Source organism: Streptomyces taklimakanensis (assembly GCF_009709575.1).
GTDB lineage: Bacteria > Actinomycetota > Actinomycetes > Streptomycetales > Streptomycetaceae > Streptomyces > Streptomyces taklimakanensis.
The window spans coordinates 3210922-3237409 of record NZ_WIXO01000001.1 but is presented as its reverse complement, the minus strand read 5'-3'; the positions used below and the strand labels follow the sequence as shown (position 1 = coordinate 3237409).

The 26488-nt window shown below is 73.2% G+C and carries 23 protein-coding genes and 1 tRNA gene; 4 read left to right on the top strand and 20 right to left on the bottom strand.

What is annotated here, in order from left to right; genetic code table 11:
• Positions 1–8 precede the first annotated feature (8 nt).
• A complete protein-coding gene (locus F0L17_RS14170; protein WP_155071347.1) occupies positions 9–515 on the bottom strand; it encodes a MerR family transcriptional regulator in 507 nt (168 codons plus the stop codon).
• Positions 516–584: 69 nt separating this feature from the next.
• Positions 585–833: a hypothetical protein gene (locus F0L17_RS14165; protein WP_155071346.1), complete on the bottom strand. Its 249-nt coding sequence runs from the start codon at positions 831–833 to the stop codon at positions 585–587.
• 141 nt (positions 834–974) lie between these two features.
• On the opposite strand from F0L17_RS14165, the gene F0L17_RS14160 reads away from it, so the two are divergent.
• The gene (locus F0L17_RS14160) at positions 975–1148 is read left to right on the top strand and encodes a hypothetical protein (RefSeq protein WP_155071345.1); all 174 of its coding nucleotides are present in this window, start codon (positions 975–977) and stop codon (positions 1146–1148) included.
• A 72-nt stretch (positions 1149–1220) separates the two neighbouring features.
• Here F0L17_RS14160 and F0L17_RS14155 read toward each other — a convergent pair whose 3' ends face one another.
• The 6 genes from F0L17_RS14155 to topA form a co-directional block, all read right to left on the bottom strand.
• Positions 1221–1838: a hypothetical protein gene (locus F0L17_RS14155; protein ID WP_155071344.1), complete on the bottom strand. Its 618-nt coding sequence runs from the start codon at positions 1836–1838 to the stop codon at positions 1221–1223.
• A 383-nt stretch (positions 1839–2221) separates the two neighbouring features.
• Positions 2222–2295: transfer RNA gene (locus F0L17_RS14150), tRNA-Thr, on the bottom strand.
• Positions 2296–2372: 77 nt separating this feature from the next.
• On the bottom strand, positions 2373–3974 hold the full coding sequence (locus F0L17_RS14145; RefSeq protein ID WP_155071343.1) for an alpha/beta hydrolase: 1602 nt from the start codon (positions 3972–3974) through the stop codon (positions 2373–2375).
• A 120-nt stretch (positions 3975–4094) separates the two neighbouring features.
• Complete coding sequence (locus tag F0L17_RS14140) at positions 4095–5303, bottom strand: DNA polymerase III subunit delta' (RefSeq protein ID WP_155071342.1); 1209 nt, start codon at positions 5301–5303, stop codon at positions 4095–4097.
• 109 nt (positions 5304–5412) lie between these two features.
• On the bottom strand, positions 5413–8706 hold the full coding sequence (tmk, locus tag F0L17_RS14135) for a dTMP kinase (protein WP_155071341.1): 3294 nt from the start codon (positions 8704–8706) through the stop codon (positions 5413–5415).
• A 133-nt stretch (positions 8707–8839) separates the two neighbouring features.
• Positions 8840–11746, bottom strand: coding sequence for a type I DNA topoisomerase (gene topA, locus F0L17_RS14130; RefSeq protein WP_155073638.1), 2907 nt, complete (start codon positions 11744–11746; stop codon positions 8840–8842).
• A gap of 307 nt (positions 11747–12053) precedes the next feature.
• On the opposite strand from topA, the gene F0L17_RS14125 reads away from it, so the two are divergent.
• On the top strand, positions 12054–12452 hold the full coding sequence (locus F0L17_RS14125) for a TM2 domain-containing protein (protein WP_155071340.1): 399 nt from the start codon (positions 12054–12056) through the stop codon (positions 12450–12452).
• Positions 12453–12459: 7 nt separating this feature from the next.
• Entirely contained in the window at positions 12460–12984 is a 525-nt protein-coding gene (locus F0L17_RS14120; RefSeq protein WP_162466195.1) for a DUF2752 domain-containing protein, read from the top strand.
• A 133-nt stretch (positions 12985–13117) separates the two neighbouring features.
• On the opposite strand, the gene F0L17_RS14115 is transcribed toward F0L17_RS14120, so the two are convergent.
• The 6 genes from F0L17_RS14115 to bldG form a co-directional block, all read right to left on the bottom strand.
• Positions 13118–13315, bottom strand: coding sequence for a hypothetical protein (locus F0L17_RS14115; RefSeq protein ID WP_155071339.1), 198 nt, complete (start codon positions 13313–13315; stop codon positions 13118–13120).
• Positions 13316–13479: 164 nt separating this feature from the next.
• The gene (locus F0L17_RS14110) at positions 13480–15084 is read right to left on the bottom strand and encodes a DUF7059 domain-containing protein (RefSeq protein ID WP_162466194.1); all 1605 of its coding nucleotides are present in this window, start codon (positions 15082–15084) and stop codon (positions 13480–13482) included.
• Between the two features lie 84 nt (positions 15085–15168).
• A complete protein-coding gene (locus F0L17_RS14105) occupies positions 15169–15762 on the bottom strand; it encodes a small secreted protein (protein ID WP_155071338.1) in 594 nt (197 codons plus the stop codon).
• Positions 15763–15933: 171 nt separating this feature from the next.
• Complete coding sequence (locus tag F0L17_RS14100) at positions 15934–18378, bottom strand: sodium-translocating pyrophosphatase (RefSeq protein ID WP_155071337.1); 2445 nt, start codon at positions 18376–18378, stop codon at positions 15934–15936.
• Positions 18379–18730: 352 nt separating this feature from the next.
• Positions 18731–19162: an ATP-binding protein gene (locus F0L17_RS14095; RefSeq protein WP_155071336.1), complete on the bottom strand. Its 432-nt coding sequence runs from the start codon at positions 19160–19162 to the stop codon at positions 18731–18733.
• Between the two features lie 142 nt (positions 19163–19304).
• On the bottom strand, positions 19305–19646 hold the full coding sequence (gene bldG, locus F0L17_RS14090) for an anti-sigma factor antagonist BldG (RefSeq protein WP_093657489.1): 342 nt from the start codon (positions 19644–19646) through the stop codon (positions 19305–19307).
• Positions 19647–19802: 156 nt separating this feature from the next.
• Here bldG and F0L17_RS14085 point away from each other — a divergent pair, with 156 nt between their 5' ends.
• Positions 19803–22268 (top strand): DEAD/DEAH box helicase, encoded by a 2466-nt coding sequence (locus tag F0L17_RS14085; protein ID WP_155073634.1) that lies wholly within the window; start codon positions 19803–19805, stop codon positions 22266–22268.
• Here the strand turns inward: F0L17_RS14085 and F0L17_RS14080 are convergent.
• The 6 genes from F0L17_RS14080 to F0L17_RS14055 all read right to left on the bottom strand — a co-directional run bounded on the left by F0L17_RS14080 (position 22192) and on the right by F0L17_RS14055 (position 26446).
• Positions 22192–22617 carry an Rv3654c family TadE-like protein gene (locus tag F0L17_RS14080; protein ID WP_155071335.1) on the bottom strand — a complete coding sequence of 142 codons (426 nt, stop codon included), beginning with the start codon at positions 22615–22617 and terminating at the stop codon, positions 22192–22194. The two genes, F0L17_RS14085 and F0L17_RS14080, sit on opposite strands and share 77 nt — an antisense overlap.
• A complete protein-coding gene (locus tag F0L17_RS14075) occupies positions 22601–22915 on the bottom strand; it encodes a TadE family type IV pilus minor pilin (RefSeq protein ID WP_238420976.1) in 315 nt (104 codons plus the stop codon). Before F0L17_RS14075 ends, F0L17_RS14080 begins: the two co-directional genes overlap by 17 nt.
• A 64-nt stretch (positions 22916–22979) precedes the next feature.
• Positions 22980–23189, bottom strand: coding sequence for a DUF4244 domain-containing protein (locus F0L17_RS14070; RefSeq protein WP_162466193.1), 210 nt, complete (start codon positions 23187–23189; stop codon positions 22980–22982).
• 196 nt (positions 23190–23385) lie between these two features.
• Positions 23386–23805: a type II secretion system F family protein gene (locus F0L17_RS28325; protein WP_338018084.1), complete on the bottom strand. Its 420-nt coding sequence runs from the start codon at positions 23803–23805 to the stop codon at positions 23386–23388.
• A gap of 452 nt (positions 23806–24257) precedes the next feature.
• A complete protein-coding gene (locus F0L17_RS14060) occupies positions 24258–25121 on the bottom strand; it encodes a type II secretion system F family protein (RefSeq protein WP_238420579.1) in 864 nt (287 codons plus the stop codon).
• Between the two features lie 125 nt (positions 25122–25246).
• Positions 25247–26446: a TadA family conjugal transfer-associated ATPase gene (locus tag F0L17_RS14055; RefSeq protein ID WP_338018259.1), complete on the bottom strand. Its 1200-nt coding sequence runs from the start codon at positions 26444–26446 to the stop codon at positions 25247–25249.
• Between the last annotated feature and the right edge of the window lie 42 nt (positions 26447–26488).

The following is a 26488-nucleotide window of genomic DNA, read 5'->3' as shown; positions in this document are numbered from 1 at the left end:
GGGTGGTCTCAGAGAGCGGCGACGGCGGCGCGGACGGCAGCGAAGACGCGGGCGGCGATCTCGTCGCGGTCGAGGCTGCGGGGGTTGCCCCAGCCCCACTTGATGTAGACCTTGCCGTCGGCGGCGTCGAAGTAGACCTTGTCGACCGCAGTGGCGAGCCGGCCGCCCTCGGCGTTGGAGACCTTCTCGCCGTCGAGGGTGGCGGAGCTGATGTTGCCGCTCTTGTAGTGGTCCAGTTCCAGGCCCGGGACGGTCTCGAAGCCGTTGAGGTAGACGCGGTCGTGGCCGTTCTTCTGCCAGCGTCGGCCGCCGATCGCGGTCATCGTCTCGATCGAGTAGACGACCTTGGGGGCGGGGCGCTTCATCTTGCCGATGGCGATGCGGTGGGCGAGGGAGGCGGTGTCGATGATCCAGCGGCCGGCGCGCTTGGTGGCGGCGACGACACCGCGGCGGCACCAGGTGCGGATGGTGTCGATGCTGACGTTGGCCTGGGCGGCGGCGAGGGCGGTGTTCATGTGGCTCTCCGAGTGTCTTACGGAGTGGGCTGGGGCTGTTCCCCTGCCTCACAACACCTACTCTGCACCCTAAATTAGGGTGCGCAAGGGGTGATGAATCCAAAGTCGGAAGGCCCGGTCGAGAAGCGCCGGATGATGCCGGAGCCACAGCTCGTACAACTCCACGGCGCAGGCGTGGGCGTCGCGCTGGTCGTCGGCGGGGATGTGGTCACTGAGTCCGAGGGGCTTGTGCTGGTCGGCGTGCCCGGTCCAGGTCACAGCCCAGCCGGTGGTGCGGCGGTGCTGGATACGGCGCGGGGATGTGGTCGCGGTGGTCATTGGGACTCCTCGGTGTTGCGGCGTATCAATGGCGGTATCAATGGCCCGGCCGGTGGGGCGCGGATGAGGTGGCCGTGTGGTTCGCGGCGAATCCGAGCGGCCTGGCCGGCGCACGACCTCGCCTCAGACCAGGGAGTAGACATGATCGAAGGACAGATGGGGTCGCAGCCCCTGAACGGAAACGACGCCCGCGCGATCCTCGGAATCGTGTGGAAGCGGGTCGAAGACGCCAACAACGGCCTCGGCTCGGACGTCGGCGACCTGATGCACGAGCTGGAGCAGGCGGGCTACGGGCCGCCGGCCGACGGCGAGTAGCCGCAGACGTGACAAAGGCCCTCGCCCGGCTGGGCGGGGCCTCCGCCATGCCTTTGGGGCGGGGTGGATGGTTCAGGACGCGATGCCGCACACCGGTCGCGGCTCGTGGATCGCCGCCTCGTCGGACGCGTAGCGGACCCACGGCTCGCGGCCGGTGGTGGTGGCGCCGGCGGGGAGGTGGGGGCGGATCTCGTCGGCCAGTGCGCGGTCGGTGGCGGTCGGGGCCAGGGGGGTGGCGGTGAGGTGGTCGGTGATGTCGGGCCCGTACAGGCAGTAGGCGACTGCGGCGAGGGCGGGGTTGCCGATGCGGGTGGCGGCGGCGGTGAGGCGGTCGGTGCGGGCGTCGGACTCGGCGATGGCGTCGAGGGCGTCGGCGAGTTCGGCGGCGGTGTGGTCGAGGCCGCGGAGGACTGTCTCGCGCCAGCCGAGGAGGTTGTGGAGGTTCTCCCAGGTGCCGATTCGGTGGCGGCGGTGGGTCAGGTCGTAGTCGATCTGGTGGAGTTCGGTGAGGTAGTGGCGGGCCTCGGCGGTGAGGGTGGGGAGGAGGTCGAGTCGCAGGGCGGCCCTGAACCGCTGGCGGTGGTCCTCGTCGGCCGGGGCGGGTCGGGCCGGGTGTCGTTCCCGCTCGTGGCGGTCGCAGGGCTCGCCGGGTCCGGTCTGGAAGCTGCACGGGCTGGTCTGGTCGGTCATAGTCGGTTCCTCCGTCGTCAGAGGTGGGAGCGGGTGCGGCGAGGGCCATCCACGCGGGGGGGGGGTGAGGATCAGCACCGCGGTGAGGACGCTGTCGGCGATCGGGCCGACCACTGCAAAGGGAAGGGCGAGTCGGACCCGAGCGGCCAGGGCGGCGGCGGTTGGGTGCTTGTGGGTGGCGACGACTTTAGGAGGACGCAGAGGGCTTTGCAAGTAGGTGACGCCACTTGCTTGCATCGAGTGGCGGCACTCGCCTCGCCGGTCGGGTCGCGTCGGGGCGCAGAGGGTTATGGAGGGCCGCAGGGGTGCAATCGCTGGCGAGATTGCTGGCGACGCGAAAAGACCTGCGGTCTCCCCGAAGGGAAACCGCAGGTCAGATGCGGAGCCGCCTAAGGGAATCGAACCCTTGACCTACGCATTACGAGTGCGTCGCTCTGGCCGACTGAGCTAAGGCGGCAGTGCGTGCGGGGGAACCGCAGCGCGCCCAAGTCTACACAGTGTCCGGGGGTGCCCCGTACCGGGTTGCGGCGCGGGTCACGAGCACCGCGTCCCGTCCTCGGGCACCTTGCCCCGGAGCAGGTAGTCGTTGACCGCCGAGTCGACGCAGTCGCTGCCGCGCACGTACGCGGTGTGACCGTCGCCGTCGTACGTCAGCAGGGTGCCCGAGGAGAGCTGCTCCGCCAGGCCCTCCGCCCACTTGTAGGGGGTGGCCGGGTCCCGGGTGGTGCCGATCACCAGGATGGGGGCGGCTCCCTTCGCCTCGATGCGGCGGGGCTCCCCGGTGGGCGGGTGCTGCCAGTAGGTGCAGTTCAGTGCCGTCCAGGCGAAGTTGCGGCCGAAGACCGAGGAGGCTCGGCGGAAGTCGGCCACGGCCTTCTCCGCCTCGTCCGGCCCCTTGAAGGGGGCCGGGAGGTCGAGGCAGTTCACGGCGGGGTTGGCGTACATGATGTTGCCGTACGAACCGTCCGCCGCACGGTCGTAGTACTCGTCGGCCATCGTCAGCAGCTCCGCGCCGTCGCCGTCCCGGGCGGCGGTGAGCGCCGAGCGCAGCCTCGGCCAGTAGTACTCGGTGTACATGGCGTTGAGCACGCCGGTCGTGGCCAACGACTCGGTCAGCTTCCGGGAGGTGCCGGTGCCGATCGGCCTGGCGTCCAGCTCCTTGAGGAGGTCGTCCAGTCTCCCCGCGGCCTCCTCCGTGCTGCCGCTGCCCAGCGGGCAGTCGTCGCGACGGACGCAGTCCTCCAGGAAGGCCCGGAACGCGGTCTGGAAGCCCGCGGTCTGGTCGAGGTTGAGCTGTCGGGAGCCGAGCGAGGGATCCATGGCGCCGTCCAGGACGAGACGGCCGACGCGGTGCGGGAAGAGTCCGGCGTAGGTGGCGCCGAGGAAGGTGCCGTAGGAGGCCCCGACGTAGGTGAGCTTGTCGTCGCCGAGGACCTCGCGCAGGATGTCCAGGTCACGGGCCGCCTCGATGGTGGAGACGTGGCCGAGCAGACCGCCCTCGCGCTTCTCGCAGCCCTTGGCGAACTCCTCGAAGGCGCCCACCAGTTCCTCGACCTCGCCCCGGTCGTCGGGGGTGACGTCGGTCTGGACGTAGGAGTCCATCTCGTCGTCCGTCAGGCACTCGATGGGTTCACTGCCGGCCACGCCGCGCGGATCCATGCCCACGATGTCGTACCGGGCACGCACGGGGGCCGGGTAGCCGACGCCCGCCGCGTTCTGAACGTAGTCGACGGCGGAGCCGCCGGGTCCACCGGGATTGACGTGCAGGGTGCCCAGACGCCTGCCCGGCCCGGTGGCCTTCTTCCGGGTGACGGCGAGCTTCAGCTCCTCGGTCCCCTCCGGCTTGTCGTAGTCCAGCGGTACGCGCAGTTCCGCGCACTGGAAGCCGGCGACGCCGCACTCCTTCCAGTCCGGCTTCTGCTCGTAGTACGGCCTGAGTCCCGCCGGGATCTCGCGGGGCAGCGGTTCCAGTGCCCTGGCGGCGCCGGTCACGCGGTTGTCGGAGAGAGGCGCCGACGAGGAGGCGTCCGGCCGGTTCTCCCGGTCGGGGCCGCCCGAATCGGAGCAGCCCGACAGGAGGAGCGCGGCGGCCGCGAACGCGATGCCACCGGTACGGAGCAGACGCCTGGTGTCCATGCCTCCGGAGCGTATACGGGGCGCGGCCCGGTGCGACGGAGCCGCCACCGTGCCGTACCGGCGCGCCACCGTGGTGGCGGGCCGGCCGAAGGGCGGCGGGCGGGCCGCACGCGGGCCGGGTCAACCGGCCCGCAGGGCGAGCGTCATCGCCTCCACGGCCAGCAGCGGCGCCACGTTGCGCTCGATGGCGCCACGGCACTCCAGTACGGCCTCCATCCGGCGCAGCGTCTGCTCCGGACGGGTGGCGGCGGCGATCCGCTCGACGGCGTCGCGCACGTCCTCGTTCGCGATCGGTACGGAGGAGCCGAGCTGTCGGGCCAGCACGTCGCGGTAGAAGGAGGTGAGGTCGGTCAGGGCGAGGTCCAGGGAGTCGCGCTGGGCACGGGTGGCGCGACTCTTCTGCCGCTTCTCCAGGTCCTTCATCACCCCGGCCGTACCGCGCGGCAGTCGGCCGCCCTCGGCGGCGCCCAGGGCGGCGCGCATCTCCTCCGTCTCCCGGGTGTCCACCTCCTCGACGGCCTCCTTGGCGTCCTCACCGGCCGCCTCCACGAGTTGCTGGGCGGCTTTGAGAGCGTCTCCGACGTCCGCGATGCGGGTGGGGAGGGCGAGGACGGCGGCGCGGCGGGCGCGGGCCCGCTCGTCGGTGGCCAGCCGACGGGCCCGTTCGACGTGGCCCTGGGTGGCGCGGGCGGCCGCCACGGCGAGCTCCGGCTCGATGCCGTCGCGCCGGATCAGGGCGTCGGCGACGGCGTCCACCGGCGGCGTGCGCAGTACCAGGTGGCGGCAGCGGGAGCGGATCGTCGGCAGGACGTCGTCGGCCGAGGGCGCGCACAGCAGCCACACCGTACGGGGAGCGGGCTCCTCGACGGCTTTCAGCAGGGCGTTGGCGGCCTGCTCGGTGAGCCGGTCGGCGGTCTCGTGGACGACCACCTGCCAACGGCCTCCGGACGGGGAGAGCTGGGCGCGGCGCACCAGGTCGCGGGTCTCGTCGACGCCCGTGCTGAGCCCGGCCGCGCGCACCACCTCGACGTCGGCGTGGGTGCCGACCAGGGCCGTGTGGCAGCCGTCGCAGAAGCCGCAGCCGGGAGCGCCGCCCAGCGCCCGGTCCGGGCTGACGCACTGGAGGGCGGCGGCGAAGGCGCGGGCGGCCGTCGCCAGGCCGGAACCGGGCGGGCCGGTGAACAGCCAGGCATGGGTCATCGACGAGCCGGCCGGCTCCGGCTCCCCGCCGGACACCGCGGCGGCGACGTGGGCGTCGGCGTCGCGCGCGGCGGCGGTGAGCTGCTCCGTGACCCTGTCCTGACCGATCAGGTCGTCCCATACGGCCATGGCCCTCGGTGCCCTCCTCCCGCTCGTCGTCCGGCGGCTCCATTGTTCCGCATGCCACCGACAGTCCCGGACGGAGCGGGCCGGGGCGGCCGGTCGGGACGGCCGGGGGTCAGCCGCGGGGGCCGCGGCCCCCGCGGCGGCCGTCGTCGTCCTCGTCGAACCCCTCGGCCCGGCCGGTGAGGTCCTGGTGGGGACCGAGCAGTTCGTCCGCGAGGGTGGGCAGGTCGTCCAGGGGGGTCTCCTCGGCCCACTCCGGCCGGCGCCGGGGCCGGCCCCGCTCGTCCACCTGCGGCAACTCGCGCGTGCGCTCCTCGCCGGCCGGCGGGGCGGCCGTCCGGGACTCCTCCGGTCGGAACACCCACGACGGCACCCGGTCGGCCGGTTCCACGCCGGCCCCGCCGCGTCCGGGGGCGGGCTCGCCGGGCCGGACCTGCGGCAGGACGGTGGTCTCGTCCTCGGCGGAGACCTCGGACGGCGGGGCGGACCGTCCGGCCTGCGGCAGGGTGACCGTGTCCTCCGCGTCCGGCGAGACCTGCGGCAGGACCCTGGTCTCCTCCTCGTCGGCGGGCACCGCCCCGGCACGCTCCTGGGGCTCCTTCCGCAGCGAGTGCCCACGTCCCCGCTCCCCCGCGGGGCCGGCGGCGCCCTCCGGGGCAGTCGGGGCGCCCGGGACGTCGGACTTCCCCGGTCCTTCCGGGTCCTTGCGCAGCGAGATCCTCCGCTCCTCGTCGCGGGCGGCCTCCGCTTCGGCGGCCTTGCGGGCCTCCTCCGCGCGGAGCAGCGCCTCCTCCGCCTTCCGCTGCTTCTCGCGACGGCGCTCCTCGGCCTCGGCCCGCAGCCTGGCCTCCTCCTCGGCGAGGCGACGCCTGCGCGCCTCCTCCTCGCGGCGGACCCGCTCCTCGGCCTCCCGGCGCTCGCGCTCCTCCTCCGCCAGTCGGCGGGCCTCCTCGGCGCGACGCTTGGCCTCCTCGGCCTGGCGCAGTTCCTCGCGGCGGCGGGCCTCTTCCTCCTCGCGGCGCCTGCGCTCCTCCTCTTCGGCGCGCAACCGGGCGAGCCGCTCCTGCCGCTCGCGCTCCAGGCGCTCCTCCTCCGCCTTGCGCGCGGCCTCCTCCTCCGCACGCCGCCGGGCCTCCTCCTCGGCCTTCCGACGCGCCTCCTCGCGGGCGGCGATCTCGGCTTCGGACAGCGGCAGCATCCGGTCGAGCCGGTGCCGTACCACGGTGGTGACGGCCTCGGGCTCCTGACCGGCGTCGACCACCAGGTAGCGCGTCGGGTCGGAGGCGGCCAGGGCGAGGAAGCCGGCGCGGACCCGTCGGTGGAACTCGGCGGACTCCGACTCCAACCGGTCGGGCGCCTCGGTGAAGCGCTCGCGGGCGGTCTCGGGCGAGATGTCCAGCAGCACCGTCAGATGGGGCACCAGTCCGTCGGTGGCCCAGCGGGAGATGCGGGCGACCTCGGTGGGCGACAGGTCGCGGCCGGCGCCCTGGTAGGCCACGGAGGAGTCGATGTAGCGGTCGGAGATGACGACGGCGCCGCGCTCCAGGGCGGGGCGCACCACCGAGTCGACGTGCTCGGCGCGGTCGGCCGCGTAGAGCAGGGCCTCGGCACGGTGCGACAGGCCGGCCGAGGAGACGTCCAGCAGGATCGAGCGCAGCCGTTTGCCGATCGGGGTGGCGCCCGGTTCGCGGGTGACCACGACCTCGTGGCCCTTGGCGCGGATCCACTCGGCCAACGCCTCGACCTGGGTGGACTTGCCCGCGCCGTCACCACCCTCCAGGGCGATGAAGAAACCGTTCGGCGCCGGGGCCTGGCGTGGTTCGGCTCCGCCGCCGAACGCCTCGCGCAGGTCGCGCCGCAGCGGCACACCCTGCCGGTCGTCGAGGCGGACCAGGACCAGGGCGGCCACCGGCAACAGCAGCGCGCCCACCAGCATCAGGGTGAAGGCCGCACCACCGTGGGCGAAGACGAAGTCGCCGCTCTCGACGCGGTGCGGACCGACGAGGGCGGCCGGCACGGGCGCGAGGACGGCGGCCAGCCCGATGCCGAGGCGCACCACCGCGTGGAGGTGATCGGTCATCCGGGCGCGACGGGACTCCTCGGTCTCCTCGTCCAGGAGGGTGTGCCCCGCGTGCGCGGCGACCCCGGACGCCAGGCCGGCGAGGAGGAGGAGCAGCAGCACGGTGGTGGTGTCGGGGGCCAGCCCGGCCGCCAGCAGCGCCAGACCGGTCAGCGCGACGGACAGGGCGAGCAGCCGCCGCCGGGAGAGGGCGGGCACCGTGCGCGGGGCCCTGCGGATACCGGCCGCCGTGCCACCGGTCAACGCCAGGACGAACAGTCCGAAGAGGACCGGCCCGCCCCCCAGGTCCGCGGCGTGCAGGGAGGCGAGGGCCACGGCCGCGGCGATCGCGGCGGAGACGCAGGCACAGGCGAGGACGAGCAGCGGGACCGCGCCGGTGCGGCCCTTGTCCACCGGCCTGCGGGTGCCCTTGGCGCCCTTCTCCCCCCGGGGGGCCGTCCCGTCCGTGCCGTCGGCCCGCTCGGGCCGACCGAGCCGGGGGCGGCGCAGCCCCTCCAGCGGGGAGCGGGGGCGCGGGGTGTCGCCGCCGGGCAGGTGCAGGAAGTACAGCTGGGTGATCGACGCGGCGAACAGACCGGCCGCCGCGTACGACGACAGCGCCGCCTGGTGGGTGGTGAACCACTCGACGCCCGCGCCCAGCAGATTGCTCAGCAGGGTCACCACGACCAGGGCGGCGGCGGCCAGCGGAACGGCGGCGAATCCCGTCCGCAGCCACAGGCGGCGCAGTGCGTCGTGGTGGTCCGGCAGGGGGCGTACGGCGGCGCCCTCGGGCGGTGGCGCGGGCAGCAGTGTGGGGGCGGCACTGTCCTTGGCCACGGTTCCGAAGCGCTCGGCGACCCCGATGAGGAAGGCGGTGGCCAGGAGGAACGCGAACGCCTGGTCGGGGGTCCACTCGATCCACAGCGGCGCGACGATCATGAGCGCCAGCCGCAGGCCGTCCGCGCCGATCATGGTCCAGCGGCGGTCGAGGGCGCCGGAGGAGTCGGCGGTCAGCGAGGAGAGCGGGCCCAGCAGGACGGCGCCGAACAGCACGGTGGCCAGCATCCGGACCGCCAGGACGGCGGCGACGGCGAGGGCCACTCCCCGGTAGCCGCCACCGAGGATCGACTCGCCCCCACCGGCGGGCACCATGACAGCCGCCTGGAGCACGAGCAGGACCAGGACGAGCAGGGCGAGGACGTCACCGGTGCCGGCGGCGAGCCGCGCGCTCCACAGCCGCCGCAGGGGGGCATGCCTCAGCAGGGCCCGTACGGCGCGCTCGCGGGAGTCCGCGGCCAGGGCTTCGGAGGTGGGGTTCACGACCGGTGGCTGGTCTGCACGCGTCATTCCGCCAGCCTAGCGGGCGGCGGCGCCGGATCGACGGAGCGGCCGAACAAACGGACGGACGCGCTCCGGACGGTGCGTGGCAGCAACGGGGCGGGACGGACGGCCGGTGCGGCGCGACGCCCCGCCCCGCCCCTCACTCGGAGTCGGAGGGACCGCTCGTCGTCCTCGCGGCCGTCTTCTTCCCGGTGGCCGTCTTCTTCGCGGCGGTCTTCTTCGTGGCCGTCTTCTTCGTGGCCGTCTTCTTCGTGGCCGTCTTCTTCGTGGCGGTCTTCTTCGTCGCGGTCTTCTTGGCCGCCTTCTTGGCCGTCTTCTTCGCCGGTCCCTTGGCGCGCTTCTCGGCCAGCAGCTCGTACGCGCGCTCCGGCGTGATCGTCTCTACGTCGTCGTCACGGCGCAGCGTGGCATTGGTCTCGCCGTCGGTGACGTACGGGCCGAAGCGGCCGTCCTTGACGACCACCGGGCGCTCGCTGGTCGGGTCGGTGCCCAACTCCTTCAACGGCGGCTTGGCGGCGGCCCGGCCACGCTGCTTGGGCTGGGCGTAGATCGCCAACGCCTCTTCGAGGGTGATCGTGAGGAGCTGCTCCTCGCTCTGCAACGACCGCGAGTCGGTGCCCCTCTTCAGATACGGGCCGTAGCGGCCGTTCTGGGCGGTGATCTCCTCGCCGGACTCGGGGTCGGTGCCCACCACGCGCGGCAGGGAGAGCAGCTTCAGCGCGTCGTCGAGGGTGATGGTGTCCAGGGACATCGACTTGAACAGGGAGGCCGTGCGCGGCTTGACCGCGTTCTTCCCCGTCTTCGGGGTGCCCTCGGGCAGCACCTCGGTGACGTACGGTCCGTAGCGGCCCGCCTTGGCGACGATGGCGCGGCCCGTGTCCGGGTCGGTGCCCAGCGCGACCTCGCCGCTGGGTCGATCCAGCAGCTCCCTGGCGTACTCCACCGTCAGCTCGTCCGGCGGCAGGTCGGCGGGCACGTCGGCACGCCGGCCGGTCTCGCCCTCGGTCTTGGGCTGCTCCTCGACGTAGGGGCCGTAGCGGCCCACCCGCAGCACGATGCCCTCGCCGACGGGGAAGGAGGAGACCCCACGGGCGTCGATCGCGCCGAGGTCGGAGACCAGCTCCTTCAGACCGCCCAGGTGATCCCCGTCGCCGTTGCCCGCGTCGGCCGCGGCGGCGGTGCCGGCGCCCGGCTCGTCGGTGCCGAAGTAGAAGCGGCGCAGCCACGGCACCGCGTCGGCCTCGCCCGCCGCGATGCGGTCGAGGTCGTCCTCCATCTTCGCGGTGAAGTCGTAGTCGACCAGCCGGCCGAAGTGCTTCTCCAGCAGGCCGACGACGGCGAAGGAGAGGAAGGAGGGGACGAGTGCCGTTCCCTTCTTGAAGACGTAGCCGCGGTCGAGGATGGTGCTGATGATCGACGCGTACGTCGAGGGGCGCCCGATCTCGCGCTCCTCCAGCTCCTTGACCAGCGTGGCCTCGGTGTAACGGGCCGGGGGCTTGGTCGCGTGGCCGTCCACCGACATCTCGGTGGCGGTCAGCGGGTCGCCCTCGGTGACCTGCGGCAGGCGGCGCTCGCGGTCGTCGAGGTCGGCACCGGGGTCGTCGGTGGACTCGACGTAGGCCTTCAGGAAGCCGTGGAAGGTGATGATCTTGCCGGAGGCGCTGAACTCCGCGTCCCGGCCGGCCCACTGCCCGCCATCGGCGGCACACCGCCCGCCGACCTTCACGGTGACGGACCGGCCGGTGGCGTCCTTCATCTGAGAGGCCACCGTCCGCTTCCAGATCAGCTCGTACAACTTGAACTGGTCGCCGGTCAGCCCCGTCTCGGCGGGGGTGCGGAAGCGGTCGCCGGAGGGGCGGATCGCCTCGTGCGCCTCCTGGGCGTTCTTGACCTTGCTCGCGTAGGTGCGGGGGCGGTCGGGCAGGTAGTCGGCCCCGTAGAGCTGGGTGACCTGGGCCCGGGCGGCGGCGACGGCGGTGTCGGACAGGGTGGTGGAGTCCGTCCGCATGTAGGTGATGAAGCCGTTCTCGTACAGCTTCTGGGCCACCTGCATGGTCACCTTCGCGCCGAAGCCGAGCTTGCGGCTCGCCTCCTGCTGGAGTGTGGTGGTGCGGAAGGGCGCGTAGGGCGAGCGACGGTAGGGCTTGGACTCCACCGAGCGGACGGTGAAGTCGGCGCCCTCCAGGGCGCCGGCCAGCGCGCGGGCGGCGGACTCGTCCAGGTGCAGGACGTTCGACTCGCCCTTCAGCCGCCCGTCGGGGCCGAAGTCACGGCCCTGCGCGACGCGGCGGCCGTCCACGGTGGTCAGCCGAGCCGTGAAACCCGCCGGGTCACCGGCGGTGGGCGCGGCCGGGTCACCGGCGGTGGGCGCGGCCGGGTCACCGGCGGTGAAGGTGCCGGTCAGGTCCCAGTACTCGGCGGAGCGGAACGCGATGCGCTCGCGCTCGCGCTCGACGACCAGACGGGTGGCGACGGACTGCACGCGGCCCGCCGAGAGCCTGGGCATGACCTTCTTCCACAGCACCGGGGAGACCTCGTAGCCGTAGAGCCGGTCGAGGATGCGGCGGGTCTCCTGGGCGTCGACCAGGCGCTGGTTGAGCTCGCGGGTGTTGGAGACCGCGGCCCGGATGGCGTCCTTGGTGATCTCGTTGAAGACCATCCGGCGGACCGGGACCTTGGGCTTGAGCACCTCCTGGAGGTGCCAGGCGATGGCCTCCCCCTCACGGTCCTCATCGGTGGCGAGGAACAGCTCGTCCGACTCCGCCAGGAGCTGCTTGAGCTTCTTGACCTGGTCCTTCTTGTCGCTGTTGACGACGTACAGCGGCTCGAAGTCGTGGTCGACGTCGACGCCGAGCCGGGCCCAGGACTCTCCCTTGTACTTGGCGGGAACCTCGGCGGCGCCGTTCGGCAGGTCGCGGATGTGCCCGACGCTGGCCTCGACCACGTAGCCAGGACCGAGGTAGCCCTTGATCGTCTTGGCCTTGGCCGGCGACTCGACGATCACGAGTCGGCGCCCGCCGTGTGCGGTCTCGCTGGTCGGGGACAACTTCTTCTCGCTCTTCTCCGGTTGGTGGTTCCGGTCTGTCGGGTCGGCTCTGGTGTGCGGTCGCACGGTCGCGCCGCCCGGTCGTGCGGCCACCGTACGGCCGTGCGGTCGTGCGGCGGTCGTACGGCTGCCGCGATCGCGCTCTCGCTGCGGAGTGTGACGGTACCTCCCGCCCCCGTGTCAAACGGTAAAAGTCCACAACGCCACTCGAACGGTAACCCGACAACCACCATTCCTGCCGCCCGGTGCCGACTGGCAAGATGTGGCCACCTGTCCATCCCGCACAACCACCACGGGGGAACCTTCCATGTCCGACCCGTACCAGCAGAACCCGTACGGCCAGCCGCAGCAGCCGGAGAAAAACCCCTACGCCCAACCGGGCCAGCCGGGCCAGCCCGCGTACGGCTATCCCCACCAGGCCCCGCCGCCGGCCGCTCCGGGCTCCTACACCGGGGACCCGAACGCCCCGTACGGCTACGACCCCTACGGTCGACCGTACTCCGACAAGTCCAAGGTCGTCGCGGGCGTGCTCTCCCTCTTCCTGGGCTACCTCGGCATCGGACGCTTCTACACCGGCCACACCGGTCTGGCCCTCGGCCAGCTGTTCACCTGCGGGGGCTGCGGCATCTGGTCGCTGATCGACGGGATCATCCTGCTGACACAGGACGGCGCCACGGACGCCCAGGGCCGCGTGCTGCGGAGCTGAGCGCGCCGTGTCCGGAACACCGACAGGTCGGCCCGGACCGGCGGACCGGCGGCCCGGCGCGCCGGACGCGTCCGGTCGGCCGGCCGGTCCGTCCGAGGCTCCCGGCCCGTCCGGAGCCCTCGCACGGGCCCGCCGCGCCGTACGCACCGCCCGTGCCCACCCCGCGGCGCCGCCGCTGGGCACGCTCGCGGCCGCGGCCGCCGCGGCCGCCTACCTGTGGGGAACGAATCCGCACCAGCCGGGGCAGTGGCTGCCGCGCTGCCCGTTCAACCTGGTGACCGGACTGCTCTGTCCGGCGTGCGGCGGGACACGCATGGCGTACGACCTGCTGCACGGCGATCTCACGGCCGCCTTCCACGACAACGCCCTGTTCCTGGTGCTGGGCCTCCCGGTCGCGGCGTACTTCGGCGGCCGCTGGCTCGTCGAGGGGCTGCGCGGACGCCGCTACCGTCCCTCACCGGGGAAATGGGGCACCACGGCGATCCTGGGGACCGCGGTGGTGTGGGCGGTCGTACGGAACGCCGTCGGCTGATTCCCGTCCGTCCCTCCGCCGTTTTGGTGGCCGAACCGGACCGGCCCCCACGGAACGCGCGGACATCGCGCGCCACCGCGCTCCTGCTCCCGCTCCCGCGTCGGCACGCTGTGCGTGCCGACGGGGAACGGTCCTACAGACGGGCGAACGTCCAGACCCCGGCGGCCAGGAAAGCCGTACCGAAGAGCGAGGCGAGCACGGTGGCGGCGAGCGGGCTCACCCCGTCGGCCACGGGCGCGCGCAGCCGCACGCGCATCGACGTCCACAGCAGCAGTCCGGCGCCGAACAGGGTGAAGGCCGCCCCGGCGAAGACGGCGGGTCCACTTTCCACGCCGGCACGGTGGCACCCGTGGGAGGCAACCGGGCGAACGCCGAGTGAACGCCCTCGAACAACAGCACGGCATCCCCGCCCCATGTCCCGCGCCCCGCACACCCGCGAGACGTTCGGGGTGCCGGGGTGCCGGGGTGCCGGGGTGGCGGGGTGGCGGAACGCGCCTACGCGCCCCGCCCGTCCACCACGGGCAGCAGGAACCCCTGCTCGACCAGCAGCCGGATCGACTCCGGAGTGCGGTCGCGCAACTCCACCGGATCCTCACCGAGCAACTGCGCGATCGCGTCCAGGATCCGCCCCGCCGGGAGCGAACCGTCACACACACCGGCGAACCCCGCCCCGACCGTGTCCACCGTCGTCGCCCGCCGCATGCCGCGGTTCTGCCGCAACACCACGTACTCGGGGTCGTCCGCGCCCGGCTTGCCGATCTGCTCCTGGACCACCTCGTCGGCCAGGACGAACCGGGTGGCGAGCAGGGCCGCGTCGTCCGTGGCGCGCAGGAAGTCCCGACGCTCGAAATGCTCGCGCACCGCCTCGCCGAGCGGCTGCTCCACGGGGTGCGGCCACTCCTCGACGACGACCGACGGCCGGTCGGAACCCGACTTGCGCAGGGTGATCCAGCCGAAACCGACGGCCGTGGTGCCACGCGCCTCGAACTCCTCCAACCAGGCGTCGTACCGCGCGGCGTACACCTCCGGGTCGCCCAGGTGGTCACCTCCGTCGCGCAGCCACAGCTCGGCGTACTGGGCCACGTCCTGCACCTCGCGCTGCACGATCCACGCGTCACAACCGGACGGCACCCAGGAGGCCAACCGCTCGCGCCAGTCCTGGCCCTCGACGTGTTGCCAGTTGGCCAGCAACTGGCAGTAGCCGCCGTCGGCGAGGTGGTCGACCGAGCCCCGCACGAGGGCTCGGCACAGATCGTCACCGCCCATTCCGCCATCCCGGTAGGTGAGACGGGCCCCGTCGGCGGGCCGGGGGGAGATGACGAAGGGCGGGTTGGAGACGATCAGGTCATAGGGCTCCTCGCCCTCGACCGGCTCGAAGAGCGAGCCCTGACGCAGCTCGGCCTTGGGCGCCCCGGACAGCGCGAGGGTGAGACGGGTGAAGCGCAGGGCGCGGGGGTTGAGGTCGGTGGCGGTGACGCGGGTGGCGTGCCGGGCGGCGTGCAGCGCCTGGATGCCCGAGCCGCTGCCCAGGTCCAGGGCGCGGGCCACCGGGGTCCGCACCGTGATGCCCGCCAGCGTCGTCGAGGCGCCGCCGACTCCGAGGACGAGCTGCGAACGGTCGGCCGCGCCGGTGGCCGGGTCCGCGCCACCGCTCGGCTCGGCGGCCTCACCGGTGTCGCCGGCGGTGCGGATGCCACCGGCGCCCCCCACCGCGCAACCGAGGTCGGAGACGATCCACCAGTTCTGCCCCTCGGGACCGCCGTAGGGCCGGACGTCCACCGTCGCCCGCACGGCGTCGACGTCCGGACCGGTCGCGGGCCGCAGCCAGCCGTCGGCGAGCGCGCCGTCGACGGGCAGCGCGGCACGGGCCCGTTCGTACGGCACCGGCTGCTGGAGCAGGAACAGCCGCACCAGCGTCCCGAGCGGCCCGTCGCCGCGTGTGGCACGCAACGCGGGGACGGTCTCGTTGCGCGCGAGGGCCGCGTACGCGGGCGCGCCGAGCAGGTCGAGCAATCCGTCGGGGGTGAAGTCGGCGGCGAGGAGGGCGTCGCGCAGTCGGGGAAGGGCGGGGCCGGGGGTGGGGAGGGGGTCCGTACTCACCTCCCCATTGTCGCGCGGGGCCGAACGGCGCACGGCACCCCACCGCCCCTCCGGGCGCGCCCCGGCCACCCCGGCGGCACGGACCTACGCGGCCGAGGCAGCGGGCGAGGCGGCGGGCGACTCCGCCTGCTTCCGGCAACCCTCCTGCGCGGATATCGCGTCCCGCAGGGCGTCCTCCTCGCCGAACGCGCTCAACGCGTCCTTGGCGGCGTTGACCTGAGCGGGCAGCTTCTCCATCTCGTCGGTGATGTCCTGGAGGCCGTCGGCGAACTTCCCCTGGTCCTCGGTGTCGAGCTTCTCGGCACGTTCCTTGAGATCGGCGTACTCGTCCGACACGGCGTCGAGCTTCGCCATGGCGTCCTTCCGGAGCTCGGCGCCCTTGTCGACCGGTGGGACACCCGCCTTCCGCACGCCGTCCGACAGCGCCTCGAAGGCAGCGGAGAGTTCACCGAACGCCTCGGTGTCGGTCTTCTTGACCTCCTCCGGGGAGCTGTCGCCCTCGGTGATCCGATCGAGCTTCTGGTTGGCGCCGGCTATGCGCGCGTTCTGCTTCCGCAGCGAGTCGCAGTACTGCCCGGCCCACTTCTCGGCCTCCTCGTTGCCGTCGTCACCGCACCCGCTCAGAGCGAGCACGAGAACCGCACCGCCGGACAGCACCGCCGCAAGCTTCTTGTTCACTCCGGACCGATCCCTTCGTGGGTGTTCGGCCCGGAACATACACGCCAGGGGTTCACCGACCGCGAGCCAGGGGGCACTATGGGCGGTTTTGCAGGTGGGTGGGGTGTTCGGATCGAACGCTTCCCACCCGGTCCGTCCGCCCGTCCGCCGCCCGGTCGCGGGGCCGTGGCACTACGGGGTCTTCACCGGTGCCCCCGGCTCCGAGGAGCCGTCCGGCCCCGGTGTCCCGGGCGCGGAGGTGCGGCCCGCCGTACCGTCGCCCTCGTCGCTTCCGTCACCGACCACGATGCCGCGCCGCTTGGACACGTACACCGCCCCGACGACGATGGCGAGCGCGAGGGCCGCGATGGCCAACCGAGTCCCGACACTGGCGTCGTCGCCGTAACCGAGCTGCACCACCGCGGGCGCGATCAACAACGCCACCAGGTTCATCACCTTCAGCAGCGGGTTGATCGCCGGGCCCGCGGTGTCCTTGAACGGGTCGCCGACGGTGTCGCCGATGACGGTCGCGGCATGGGCCTCGCTGCCCTTGCCACCGTGGTGACCGTCCTCGACGAGCTTCTTGGCGTTGTCCCAGGCGCCGCCGGAGTTGGCCAGGAAGACCGCCATCAACGTGCCCGCGCCGATGGCGCCGGCCAGGAAGGAGCCGAGCGCGCCGACCCCCAGGGCGAATCCGACGGCGATGGGCGCCATGACGGCCAGCAGACCGGGCGTGGCCAGCTCGCGCAGCGCGTCCTTGGTGCAGATGTCCACGACGCGGCCGTACTCGGGTTTCTCCGTGTAGTCCATGATCCCGGGCCGCTCGCGGAACTGGCGCCGCACCTCGAGGACCACCGAGCCCGCCGACCGGGAGACCGCGTTGATCGCCAGCCCGGAGAAGAGGAAGACGACGGAGGCGCCGATGATCAGGCCGACCAGGTTGTTCGGCTGTGAGATGTCCAGGCTCAGGCCCAACTCCCCGGCTCCGGCACCCACGTCCGCCACGGCGGTCGCGATCGCGTCGCGGTAGGCGCCGAAGAGGGCGGCGGCGGCCAACACCGCGGTGGCGATGGCGATGCCCTTGGTGATGGCCTTGGTGGTGTTGCCCACGGCGTCGAGGTCGGTGAGCACCTGGGCACCCGCGCCCTCCACGTCCCCGGACATCTCCGCGATGCCCTGGGCGTTGTCGGAGACCGGGCCGAAGGTGTCCATGGCCACGATGACGCCGACGGTGGTGAGCAGGCCCGTGCCGGCCAGCGCCACGGCGAAGAGCGCCAGCAGGACGGACGCGCCGCCCAGCAGGAAGGCCCCGTAGACGCCGAGCGCGATCAGCAGGGCCGTGTAGACGGCGGACTCCAGCCCCACGGAGACACCGGAGAGGATCACGGTGGCGGGTCCGGTCAGTGACGTCCTGCCGATGTCGCGCACGGGCCTGCGGTCGGTCTCGGTGAAGTAGCCGGTGAGCTGTTGGATCAGCGCCGCGAGGACGATGCCGATGGCGACCGCGACCAGGGCCAGGACGCGTGGGTCGCCGTCGTGTCCGGCGATGGCGGCGTCGGTGACGCCGCCGAGTTCGTCGTAGCTCGACGGCAGGTGGACGAACGCCACGACGGCGACGAGGACCAGCGAGATCACCGCGGAGACGAAGAAGCCCCGGTTGACGGCCGTCATGCCGCTGCGGTCGGCGCGGCGCGGGGCGACCGCGAAGATCCCCACCACGGCGGTGACCACGCCGATCGCCGGGACGAGCAGCGGGAAGGCCAGCCCGGCGTTGCCGAAGGCGGCCGTGCCCAGGATGAGCGCGGCCACCAGGGTGACGGCGTAGGACTCGAAGAGGTCGGCGGCCATGCCGGCGCAGTCGCCGACGTTGTCGCCGACGTTGTCGGCGATGGTGGCCGCGTTGCGCGGGTCGTCCTCGGGGATGCCCTGCTCCACCTTGCCGACGAGGTCGGCGCCCACGTCGGCCGCCTTGGTGAAGATGCCGCCGCCGACCCTCATGAACATCGCGATCAGCGCGGCGCCCAGCCCGAAGCCCTCCAGCACCTTGGGGGCGTCGGCCGCGTAGACGAGCACCACGACGGCGGCCCCCAGCAGGCCGAGGCCGACCGTGAACATCCCGACGACGCCGCCCGTCCGGAAAGCGATCTTCATTGCCCGGTGGGAGACATCGGCCGGATCCTTCGCGGGCTCCCCCGCCTTGGGGGTCGCCTCCCGGGCGGCTGCCGCGACCCGCACGTTGCTGCGCACCGCGAGCCACATGCCGATATAACCGGTGGCCGCCGAGAATCCGGCCCCCACCAGGAAGAAAACGGATCGGCCGATTCGTTGACCCGCACCGTCCGCCGGCAGCAACATCAACAGGAAGAAGACCACGACGGCGAATACGGCGAGGGTACGCAACTGCCGGGCGAGATAGGCGTTCGCGCCTTCCTGTACGGCTGCCGCGATCTTCTTCATGGAATCGGTGCCCTCACCGGCCGCGAGCACCTGCCGTACCAGCACCACGGCGACGGCCAGGGCCGCCGCGGCGACGAGTGCCACGACCAGCACCAGACCGCGGTTGCCGTCGGTGAGTACGGCCTCGGCCAACCGCAACCGGTCCGGTGAGGGGATTCGAGTGTGGTGGTGCCCCGCCATTCGTCCTCCTTGACGTTTGGCACATGGGCGCGCGCAAGCACGCTCAGGCGTCCTGCTGCAAAGATGTGGACGGATTGTAGGGAGGTGGTTCGGTTCGCGACAGGGTGCGGTATTCGTTATGGGTCAACACCCGGAAAGATCGAATAGCGGTCGCCGAAAACAATTCCCTCGAACGGCCGATGAGATCGACCGACCGACCCCCGGAAAAACGATCTCGAAATGCCCGGGGGCACCGTACGGGCCGAAGGACGGGCGGGCGGGCGGAGGGCCCGGACGGGAACGGCCCCCGCCTCCGTGGGGTACGGAGGCGGGGGCCGTGCGACGAAGAGCGCGGAACCGCGTGGGCGCCGGCCTAGGCGAGGGAGTCCGGGGCGGTCGGCCAGCTCATCCTGATGAGACCGCCGTGTCCGTCCGACGCCACCTCGACGTCGTCCACCAGGCCGCTGATCACCGCGAGCCCCATGTCGGCCTCCTCGCCCTCACCGAGGTCGATCCCCTCCGTCGGGGAGCCGTGGGCCGGGCCGGGCGCCAGGTGCGGAACGTCGTCGCCGACCTCGACGCGAAAGGATTTCTCGTCCTCGGTCAGCGCCACCCGAACGGGTGTGTCGAGGCCGTGGCTGTTGTGGAGCCCGACGGCTCTGCTGCACGCCTCGCCGACCGCGAGCCGTACCTCGTCGAGTACGGCCTCGTCGACGCCGGCACGCCGCGCGACGGCGGCCGCCACCAGACGGGCCGTTCTCACGTGCTCCGGCAGCGCGCTGAAACGCAGTTCGACGGTGGCCATGCGATCCCCCTCGGTAGTGCGTGCGGTCACCCGACGGCGCTGTGCGGGCGCCGTCCGAAATCGTCCAGGGGCACCGGGCCGACACGCGTCGGGACCCGGCACCCCTGTGGCCGCCCGGTACGGGCTTGCTCGGACGCGATTCTCAGTCGGTGGCCGCCACGGCCTCGTCCACCGAGGTGTGGATGGGGAACACCTTGGTCAGGCCGGTGATACGGAAGATCTTGAGAATGCGCTCCTGGTTGCAGACCAAACGCAGCGAGCCCTCGTGGGCACGCACCCGCTTGAGTCCACCGACGAGCACACCCAGGCCGGTGGAGTCGAGGAAGTCGACGCCCTCCATGTCCACGACCAAGTGGTAGCTGCCGTCGTTCACCAGCTCGACCAGTTGCTCACGCAACTTGGGCGCGGTGTACACATCGATCTCGCCACCCACCGAGACGATCGTGCGATCGCCGACGGTACGGGTCGACAGGGACAGGTCCACGGATCCTCCAGCACCTTGCTATCGAGCGGTCCGCCCCCTGGTTCTCCCCCGAGGGCGGGGATTGGGTTCTCCCCACCGGCGGTGGGGATCTTCTCCCCGCCGAAGGTAGAGGACGGATCGGCAGCCGCAGCAGCATTCAATCACTTACCCGGGGGGCTGCACGACGCCTTGCGGGCATTGTCCGTCGAGCCGGTGACACACTCGGTTCCGATGGCCAGCAACCAGCACGCGGCGTCCACCGGCGCACACCCCTCGTCCCCGTCCCCCCGTACGGTCCTCGAAAGCCTTGCCGCGGGAGCGGACAGGGCCGTGCGCATCACCCATGTGGAGCACTTGCCCCCACGGGACGGGCGTCATGCCGACTGGCCGGACGGGATTCGGCCGGAAGTGATCGACGCAATACGGGCGACGGGCGTCGCCCGTCCCTGGGAACATCAGGCGCGCACCGCCGAGCACGCCCTGCGCGGCGATTCGGTGGTCGTCGCCACCGGCACGGCTTCGGGCAAGTCCCTGGCGTACCTGGCGCCGGTGCTCAGTTCTCTGCTGGACGGTGCGGAGACCCCGAACGGGCGCGGCGCCACCGCCCTGTACCTGGCCCCGACCAAGGCGCTCGCCGCCGACCAGCGGCGAACGGTGGCCGAGCTGGCCGCACCGCTGGGGAACGCGGTGCGACCGGCCGTCTTCGACGGGGACACCCCGGCCGAGGAGCGCGAGTGGGCCCGACGGTACGCCAACCACCTGCTCACCAATCCCGACATGCTGCACCGCGGGCTGCTCCCCGCCCACGCCCGCTGGTCCTCCTTCCTGCGCGCGTTGCGCTACGTGGTCGTCGACGAGTGCCACACCTACCGGGGGGTGTTCGGCTCGCACGTCGCCCAGGTGCTGCGCCGACTGCGGCGGGTGTGCGCCCGCTACGACTCCGCTCCCGTCTTCCTGCTGGCCTCTGCCACCGCCGCCGAACCGGGCGCGGCCGCGACACGTCTCACCGGGCTCCCCGTCACCGAGATCACCGAGGACGCCTCTCCACGGGGCGAGGTGGTCTTCGCCCTGTGGGAGCCGCCACTGACGGAGGTGCGGGGTGAGCGCGGCGCCCCCGTGCGGCGGACCGCCACCGCCGAGACCGCCGACCTGCTCACCGACCTGGCCGTGCGGGGCGTGCGCACCGTCGCCTTCGTCCGTTCCCGGCGCGGCGCCGAGCTGATCTCGGTGATCGCCCGGGAGCGGCTGGCCGAGGTCGACCGCGGCCTGGCCGGGAGGATAGCCGCCTACCGCGGCGGCTACCTGCCGGAGGAGCGCCGGGCCCTGGAGCGGGACCTGCACTCCGGGCGGCTCCTGGGGCTGGCCACCACCACCGCCCTGGAACTCGGCATCGACGTCTCCGGTCTCGACGCCGTGCTGCTGTCCGGCTACCCCGGCACCCGGGCCTCGCTGTGGCAACAGGCCGGCCGGGCCGGGCGGGCCGGCCAGGGTGCGCTGGCCGTTCTGATCGCCCGGGACGACCCGTTGGACACCTATCTCGTCCACCATCCCGACGCGATCTTCCGGCGCCCCGTGGAATCCACCGTCCTGGATCCGGACAACCCCTACGTCCTCGCACCCCATCTGTGTGCGGCCGCCGCGGAGGTCCCGTTGACGGAGACCGACTTCGACCTGTTCGGGCCTGCCGTGCCCGAGCTGATGCCACGGTTGGAGCGGCGCGGGCTGCTGCGCCGGCGGGGAACGGGCTGGTACTGGACCCGTCGCGACCGGGCCGCCGACCTCACCGACATCCGGGGCCGGGGCGGCCGGCCCGTGCAGGTGGTGGAAGAGGGCACCGGACGGCTGCTGGGCACGGTGGATGCCGATGCCGCCCACACCACCGTCCACGAGGGCGCCGTCCACCTCCACCAGGGCCGTACCTACACCGTGCGCCGCCTGGACCTGGAGGACTCCGTGGCGTTGGTGGAGGAGGCCTCCCCACCCTGGACCACCATGGCTCGGGACACCACCGCGATCTCGGTGTTGGAGACCGACGTCGAAGTGCCCTGGGGCGAGGCCCGACTGTGTTTCGGCTCCGTCGAGGTCACCAACCAGGTCGTCTCCTACCTGCGCCGCAAGCTCGTCACGGGCGAGGTGCTCGGTGAGACCAGGCTCGACCTGCCGCCACGCACCCTGCGTACCCGGGCGGTGTGGTGGACGGTCACCGAGGACCAGCTCGACGCCGCCCGGATCGGGCCGGAGACACTGCCGGGCGCCCTGCACGCCGCCGAACACGCCTCCATCGGCATGTTGCCCCTCTTCGCCACCTGCGACCGCTGGGACATCGGCGGGGTCTCCGTCCCGCTGCATCCCGACACCCTCCTTCCGACGGTTTTCGTCTACGACGGGCACCCCGGCGGGGCCGGCTTCGCCGAGCGCGCCTTCCGCACCGCCCAGGAGTGGCTCACCGCGACCCGGCGGGCCATCGCCGCGTGCGAGTGCGACAGCGGCTGCCCGTCGTGCATCCAGTCACCCAAGTGCGGCAACGGCAACGATCCACTGCACAAAAGCGGCGCCGTCCGGCTCCTCACGGAGTTGCTGAGGCAGGCCCCGCCCGAGCCCGCGCCACGGCGGCGTACGGACCCGCCCGCACCCGCACCGTGACGTCGGCGACCGCGCCCTCCAGCCGGCAGCGCACCACCCGCGCCCGCTGGGCCCCGGCCACCCGCCGAGCGGCGGCGCACGCCTCCTCCGCGCTCCACAGGGCGTGATCGGCGGCCGCGAGGGCCGCCGTGTCCGCCACCGCACCGGCCCGGTGCCGGGCGGCCACCGCCTGCCCAAGGCCCAGGACGGCCGCCGCCACCGCACACAGCGCGAGCCCGCACAGCACCGCCCAGACCGTGGCCGACCCCCTGTCCCACGAGGACGTCCGGCGGTGGGGGCGGGGGCATGCGCCGCGGCCCCACCGATGCGCCCACCACCCGGCTGTCGGGCCGTCACCGCGGTTCCGCATGCGCCACCGCTTCCGCCTCCAGATCCACGCCCAGCAGCCCGGGGCCGGCCGCCCGCGCCGTCACCCGCACCCACACCAGATCGCCCTCGCGTCCCGTCTCCACCACTGCTCCGGACGGTGCGACCGTCCTCACCGCCTGTCGGATCCGCTCCGGCGGCTCGTCGCGGGCCGCGGCACGTGCCCCCGCCCCCGCCGCGTCCACACAGCGGATCTGCGCCACCGAAGCCGTCACGCCCCACAGCAACAGTCCGAGCAACGCGACCAGGGAGGGCACCACCACGGCCGTCTCCGCTGTCACGTGGCCCCGCTCCCCCGCCCCGCCCGCCCCGGAGCCGGACGGGGCGGGGGAGCCGGTGGCGGGGTCAAAGGCCCGCATCGAGCGCCCTCTCGATCAGGCCGCGCATCGCCTCGGCCACCGGCCCGCTGGTGACGACCTTGTAGAGCACCGCCGCGAAACCCGCGGCGGCGATCGTGCCCACCGCGTACTCCGCGGTGCTCATCCCGGCCTGCGCGTCACCGCTCCGAATCCGACGCGTGAACTCGCGCGTTCGCGCACTCGTCCCTACCCACACGGTCCTTCTCCTTGTCTCGTCGTTGTTTCGTCGGTCCTTCGCCGGTCCTTCGCCGGCGCCCCGAACGCCGTCGGGCCGCTCCGTCCCGCCCGGTCCCACCACGCCCCTTCCGTGCGGCCTCGCCTCCGGCGCCCCTTCCGTCACCGGGCCACGCCGCGTTCGCACTCCCCTCTCCGTCTCCGGGCGTCGGCGCGGCTCACCACAGCGACCGCGCCAGGCCGATGACCACGGGCACCACCCCCGCCAGTAGGAAGGCGGGCAGGAAACACAGCCCCAGAGGTCCCGTGACCAGGACCGCGGCCCGCCGGGCGCGCTCCGTGGCCGCCCGCGCGCGGCGGGCCCGGCACTCGGCGGCCAACCGACCCACCGACTCCACCGCGGGCACCCCGGCCGTCCCGGCCCTCTCCAGGCAGCGCGCCAGTTCGGCCGCCCCGGGCAGCTCCCCCAACCGCCCCCAGACCACCGCCGGGTCACCGCCGAGCCGTAGCTCGGCCGATGCCCTCACCAGCCCCTCACCGAGCGGTCCGCCGACCGCTCCGCCCACCGCGCCGGCTGCCTCGCGCGGTCCCGAGCCCGCCGTCAGGCATGCCGCCATCAGATCGGCGATGATCGGCAACTGTGCGTACGCCTCCGCATCCGGTCCTGAACAGCCAAATTTGTTATCTTTCGTTCCGCGTGGTGCGGCAGCGCTCGATCCGCGACCGCCCCGCCCCCTCGCCCCGTGGAGGGCACAGGCCACGAGCGGACCGAGCAGACAGCCCACCGGCCCACCCGCCAGGGCGAAGCCCAGACCGGCGCCGCCGAGAGCCGCCGCCACCCCCGTCGCCGGCCGGCGCCACCGCGTCCCGACCGATCGAGGAGGCGGACGCACGTCGACTCGGGGATCCCTCAACGCCTCCAGCCGTCGACGCCGGGACCGACCCGCCATCAAGCTCCCGCCTACCGTGCACACGATCCCCGGTGACAGGACGAGAGCGGGCAGCACGGACCACGGAAGCGTCCGGTTCGGCAGCGGAAGCTCCAGGAGCGACACCAGCCCCGTCCACAGCCTGTGGACGAAATCGACGCTCATTCCCGCCCTCCCCTCTCCGCCGTCCGGACGATCCGGGCGACCCAGGCGAGTCCGGCCCACTCCAGGAGGGCGGCCGCCGCCAGACAGCCCCATCCGACCGGGCTGTGCAGCAGCACATGCAGGGGACGTGCCCCCATCGCCCCGCCCAGCAGCAGCCCGAAGGCCGGCAGCAGGGCCAGCACCAACGCCGTGGAACGCGGTCCCGCCAACTGGGCGCGCAGTTCCTCCCGCCGATCGCGTTCCGCCCGGAGCCCACCGGCCAGCCGGTCCAAGCCGTCCGCGAGCCCCGCTCCCCCGTCCACCGCGACCCGCCAGCACGCGGCCACTCCGCGCAGTCCACCCGCGCCTTCCCGCCGGGACAGTCGCCGCAGCGCCTCCGGCACGTCCCCACCGAAGCGGGCCGCCGCCAACACCGCCGCGCCCCCGGCACCGAAACCGGGCATGCCCACCGCCAACAGGGCGCGTTCGGGCGTTCGACCGGCCCGCAACTCACCGGCGACCGCCGAGCACAGATCGGCGACGGCCACCTCCCTCGACTCCCCCGCCCGCCGCCGCTCCCGCCGCCGCAGCGCGCGTCTCGTCAGCGGAACGGCCACGGCACCGGCCGACAGCGGCAGCACCGACTCTCCCCACAGGGCGAGCAGCACCCCACCGGCCAGGCACCACCACTCACGCCCCACTCGGGCCCCGAGGCGGTGCCGTACGCGCGCCGCGGCCGTCATCGCCCAGCCTTCCGGCCCGCCCCCTCCGGGCAGCGGCGCGGCACCGTCCGCGCACAGCAGTCGCGCTCTCCGTGCTCCCTCCCCGGCACGCCCCCACAGCCGGCCCGTCACCACCCCGCACGCCAGCGCGCACGCCAGCGCGGCACATGCCGTTCCCGCGTACAGCGCCTCCGGCCGCGTACCGGCCCAGAAGACGATCCGGCTCCCGAGATCGGCCCCGAGGTGAAGTCCCGTCTGGAGCCCGAGCCGGGGGTACGACACCGTCACGGCACACCACCACCCCGCGCGCACAGCCGCTCCAGCCGCGGCCAACCCCGCTCCCTCACGAAACCGTTCGGCGCCCAGATGGCGGCCGGTACCGTCGATACCAGGCCGTACCTGTCCTGCTCCAACACGTGGAGTTCGGCGACCCGTCGTCGTCCCCGGCGGTCCCGGACCAGGTGGAGCACCACCGACAGCGCCGCCGCGAGCTGACTGTGCAGGGCGGTCCGATCGAGCCCGGCCGTACCGCCCAACGCCTCCAGCCGAGCGGGCACGTCCGCCGCCGCGTTGGCGTGCACCGTGCCGCAGCCGCCCTCGTGGCCGGTGTTCAGGGCGGCCAGCAGATCCGTCACCTCCGCCCCGCGCACCTCGCCGACCACAAGCCGGTCGGGGCGCATCCGCAGCGCCTGCCGCACCAGATCCCGCAGGGACACCCGGCCGGCGCCCTCCTGATTGGCCGGACGGGTCTCCAACCGCACCACGTGCGGGTGGTCGGGGCGCAGTTCGGCGGAGTCCTCGGCCAGGACGATCCGCTCCCCCGGTCCCACCAAACCCAGCAGCGTCGACAGGAGCGTGGTCTTCCCCGTGCCCGTACCACCACTGACCAGGAACGACAGCCGGGCGTCCAGAACCGCCCGCAGGAGTCGGTCACCGTTGGGTGGCACCGTACCGGCCGCCACGAGTTCCGACAGTCCGAACGCGCGTGGGCGCACCACCCGTAGGGACAGACAGGTACAGCCGACCGCCACCGGCGGCAGCACCGCGTGCAGCCGTGTGCCGTCCGGAAGCCGGGCGTCCACCCAGGGGTGCGCGTCGTCCAGGCGCCGCCCCGCGGCGGTGGCCAGCCGTTGGGCTAACCTGCGGACCGCCGACGCGTCGGGGAAACGGACTCCGGTGCGCTCCACTCCGGCGCCCCGATCCACCCAGACCGCGTCCGGGCCGGTCACCAGCACGTCCGTCACGTCCGGTTCGGCCAGCAGTGGTTCGAGGGGGCCGGCACCGACCATCTCCGACCTCAGCGCCTCCACGATCCCCAGCACCGCGCTGTCACCCAGGAGACGCCCCTGGGCCCGCAGCGCCGCCGCGACCCGGGCGGGTGTGGGCTCGGCCCCTGCCTCCGCCAGTCTCAGCCGCACCGCCTCCACCAGTGCCCGCGGGGCATCGGACCGCGGGGCCCTCGACGGCTCGGACGGCGACGCCACCGTGGGCACCGCCGGAGGTTTCGATCGTTGTCCGGGCGGCGC

Bases quoted from the DNA above. Each gene is read 5' to 3' on its own strand.
- F0L17_RS14100 (WP_155071337.1), bottom strand. From the start codon at position 18,378: ATGGCGGGGCACCACCACACTCGAATCCCCTCACCGGACCGGTTGCGG.
- tmk (WP_155071341.1), bottom strand. From the start codon at position 8,706: ATGACGCGTGCAGACCAGCCACCGGTCGTGAACCCCACCTCCGAAGCC.
- F0L17_RS14095 (WP_155071336.1), bottom strand. From the start codon at position 19,162: ATGGCCACCGTCGAACTGCGTTTCAGCGCGCTGCCGGAGCACGTGAGA.
- F0L17_RS14140 (WP_155071342.1), bottom strand. From the start codon at position 5,303: ATGGCCGTATGGGACGACCTGATCGGTCAGGACAGGGTCACGGAGCAG.
- F0L17_RS14165 (WP_155071346.1), bottom strand. From the start codon at position 833: ATGACCACCGCGACCACATCCCCGCGCCGTATCCAGCACCGCCGCACC.
- F0L17_RS14155 (WP_155071344.1), bottom strand. From the start codon at position 1,838: ATGACCGACCAGACCAGCCCGTGCAGCTTCCAGACCGGACCCGGCGAG.
- F0L17_RS14125 (WP_155071340.1), top strand. From the start codon at position 12,054: ATGTCCGACCCGTACCAGCAGAACCCGTACGGCCAGCCGCAGCAGCCG.
- F0L17_RS14145 (WP_155071343.1), bottom strand. From the start codon at position 3,974: ATGGACACCAGGCGTCTGCTCCGTACCGGTGGCATCGCGTTCGCGGCC.
- F0L17_RS14160 (WP_155071345.1), top strand. From the start codon at position 975: ATGATCGAAGGACAGATGGGGTCGCAGCCCCTGAACGGAAACGACGCC.
- F0L17_RS14170 (WP_155071347.1), bottom strand. From the start codon at position 515: ATGAACACCGCCCTCGCCGCCGCCCAGGCCAACGTCAGCATCGACACC.
- F0L17_RS14080 (WP_155071335.1), bottom strand. From the start codon at position 22,617: ATGCGGAACCGCGGTGACGGCCCGACAGCCGGGTGGTGGGCGCATCGG.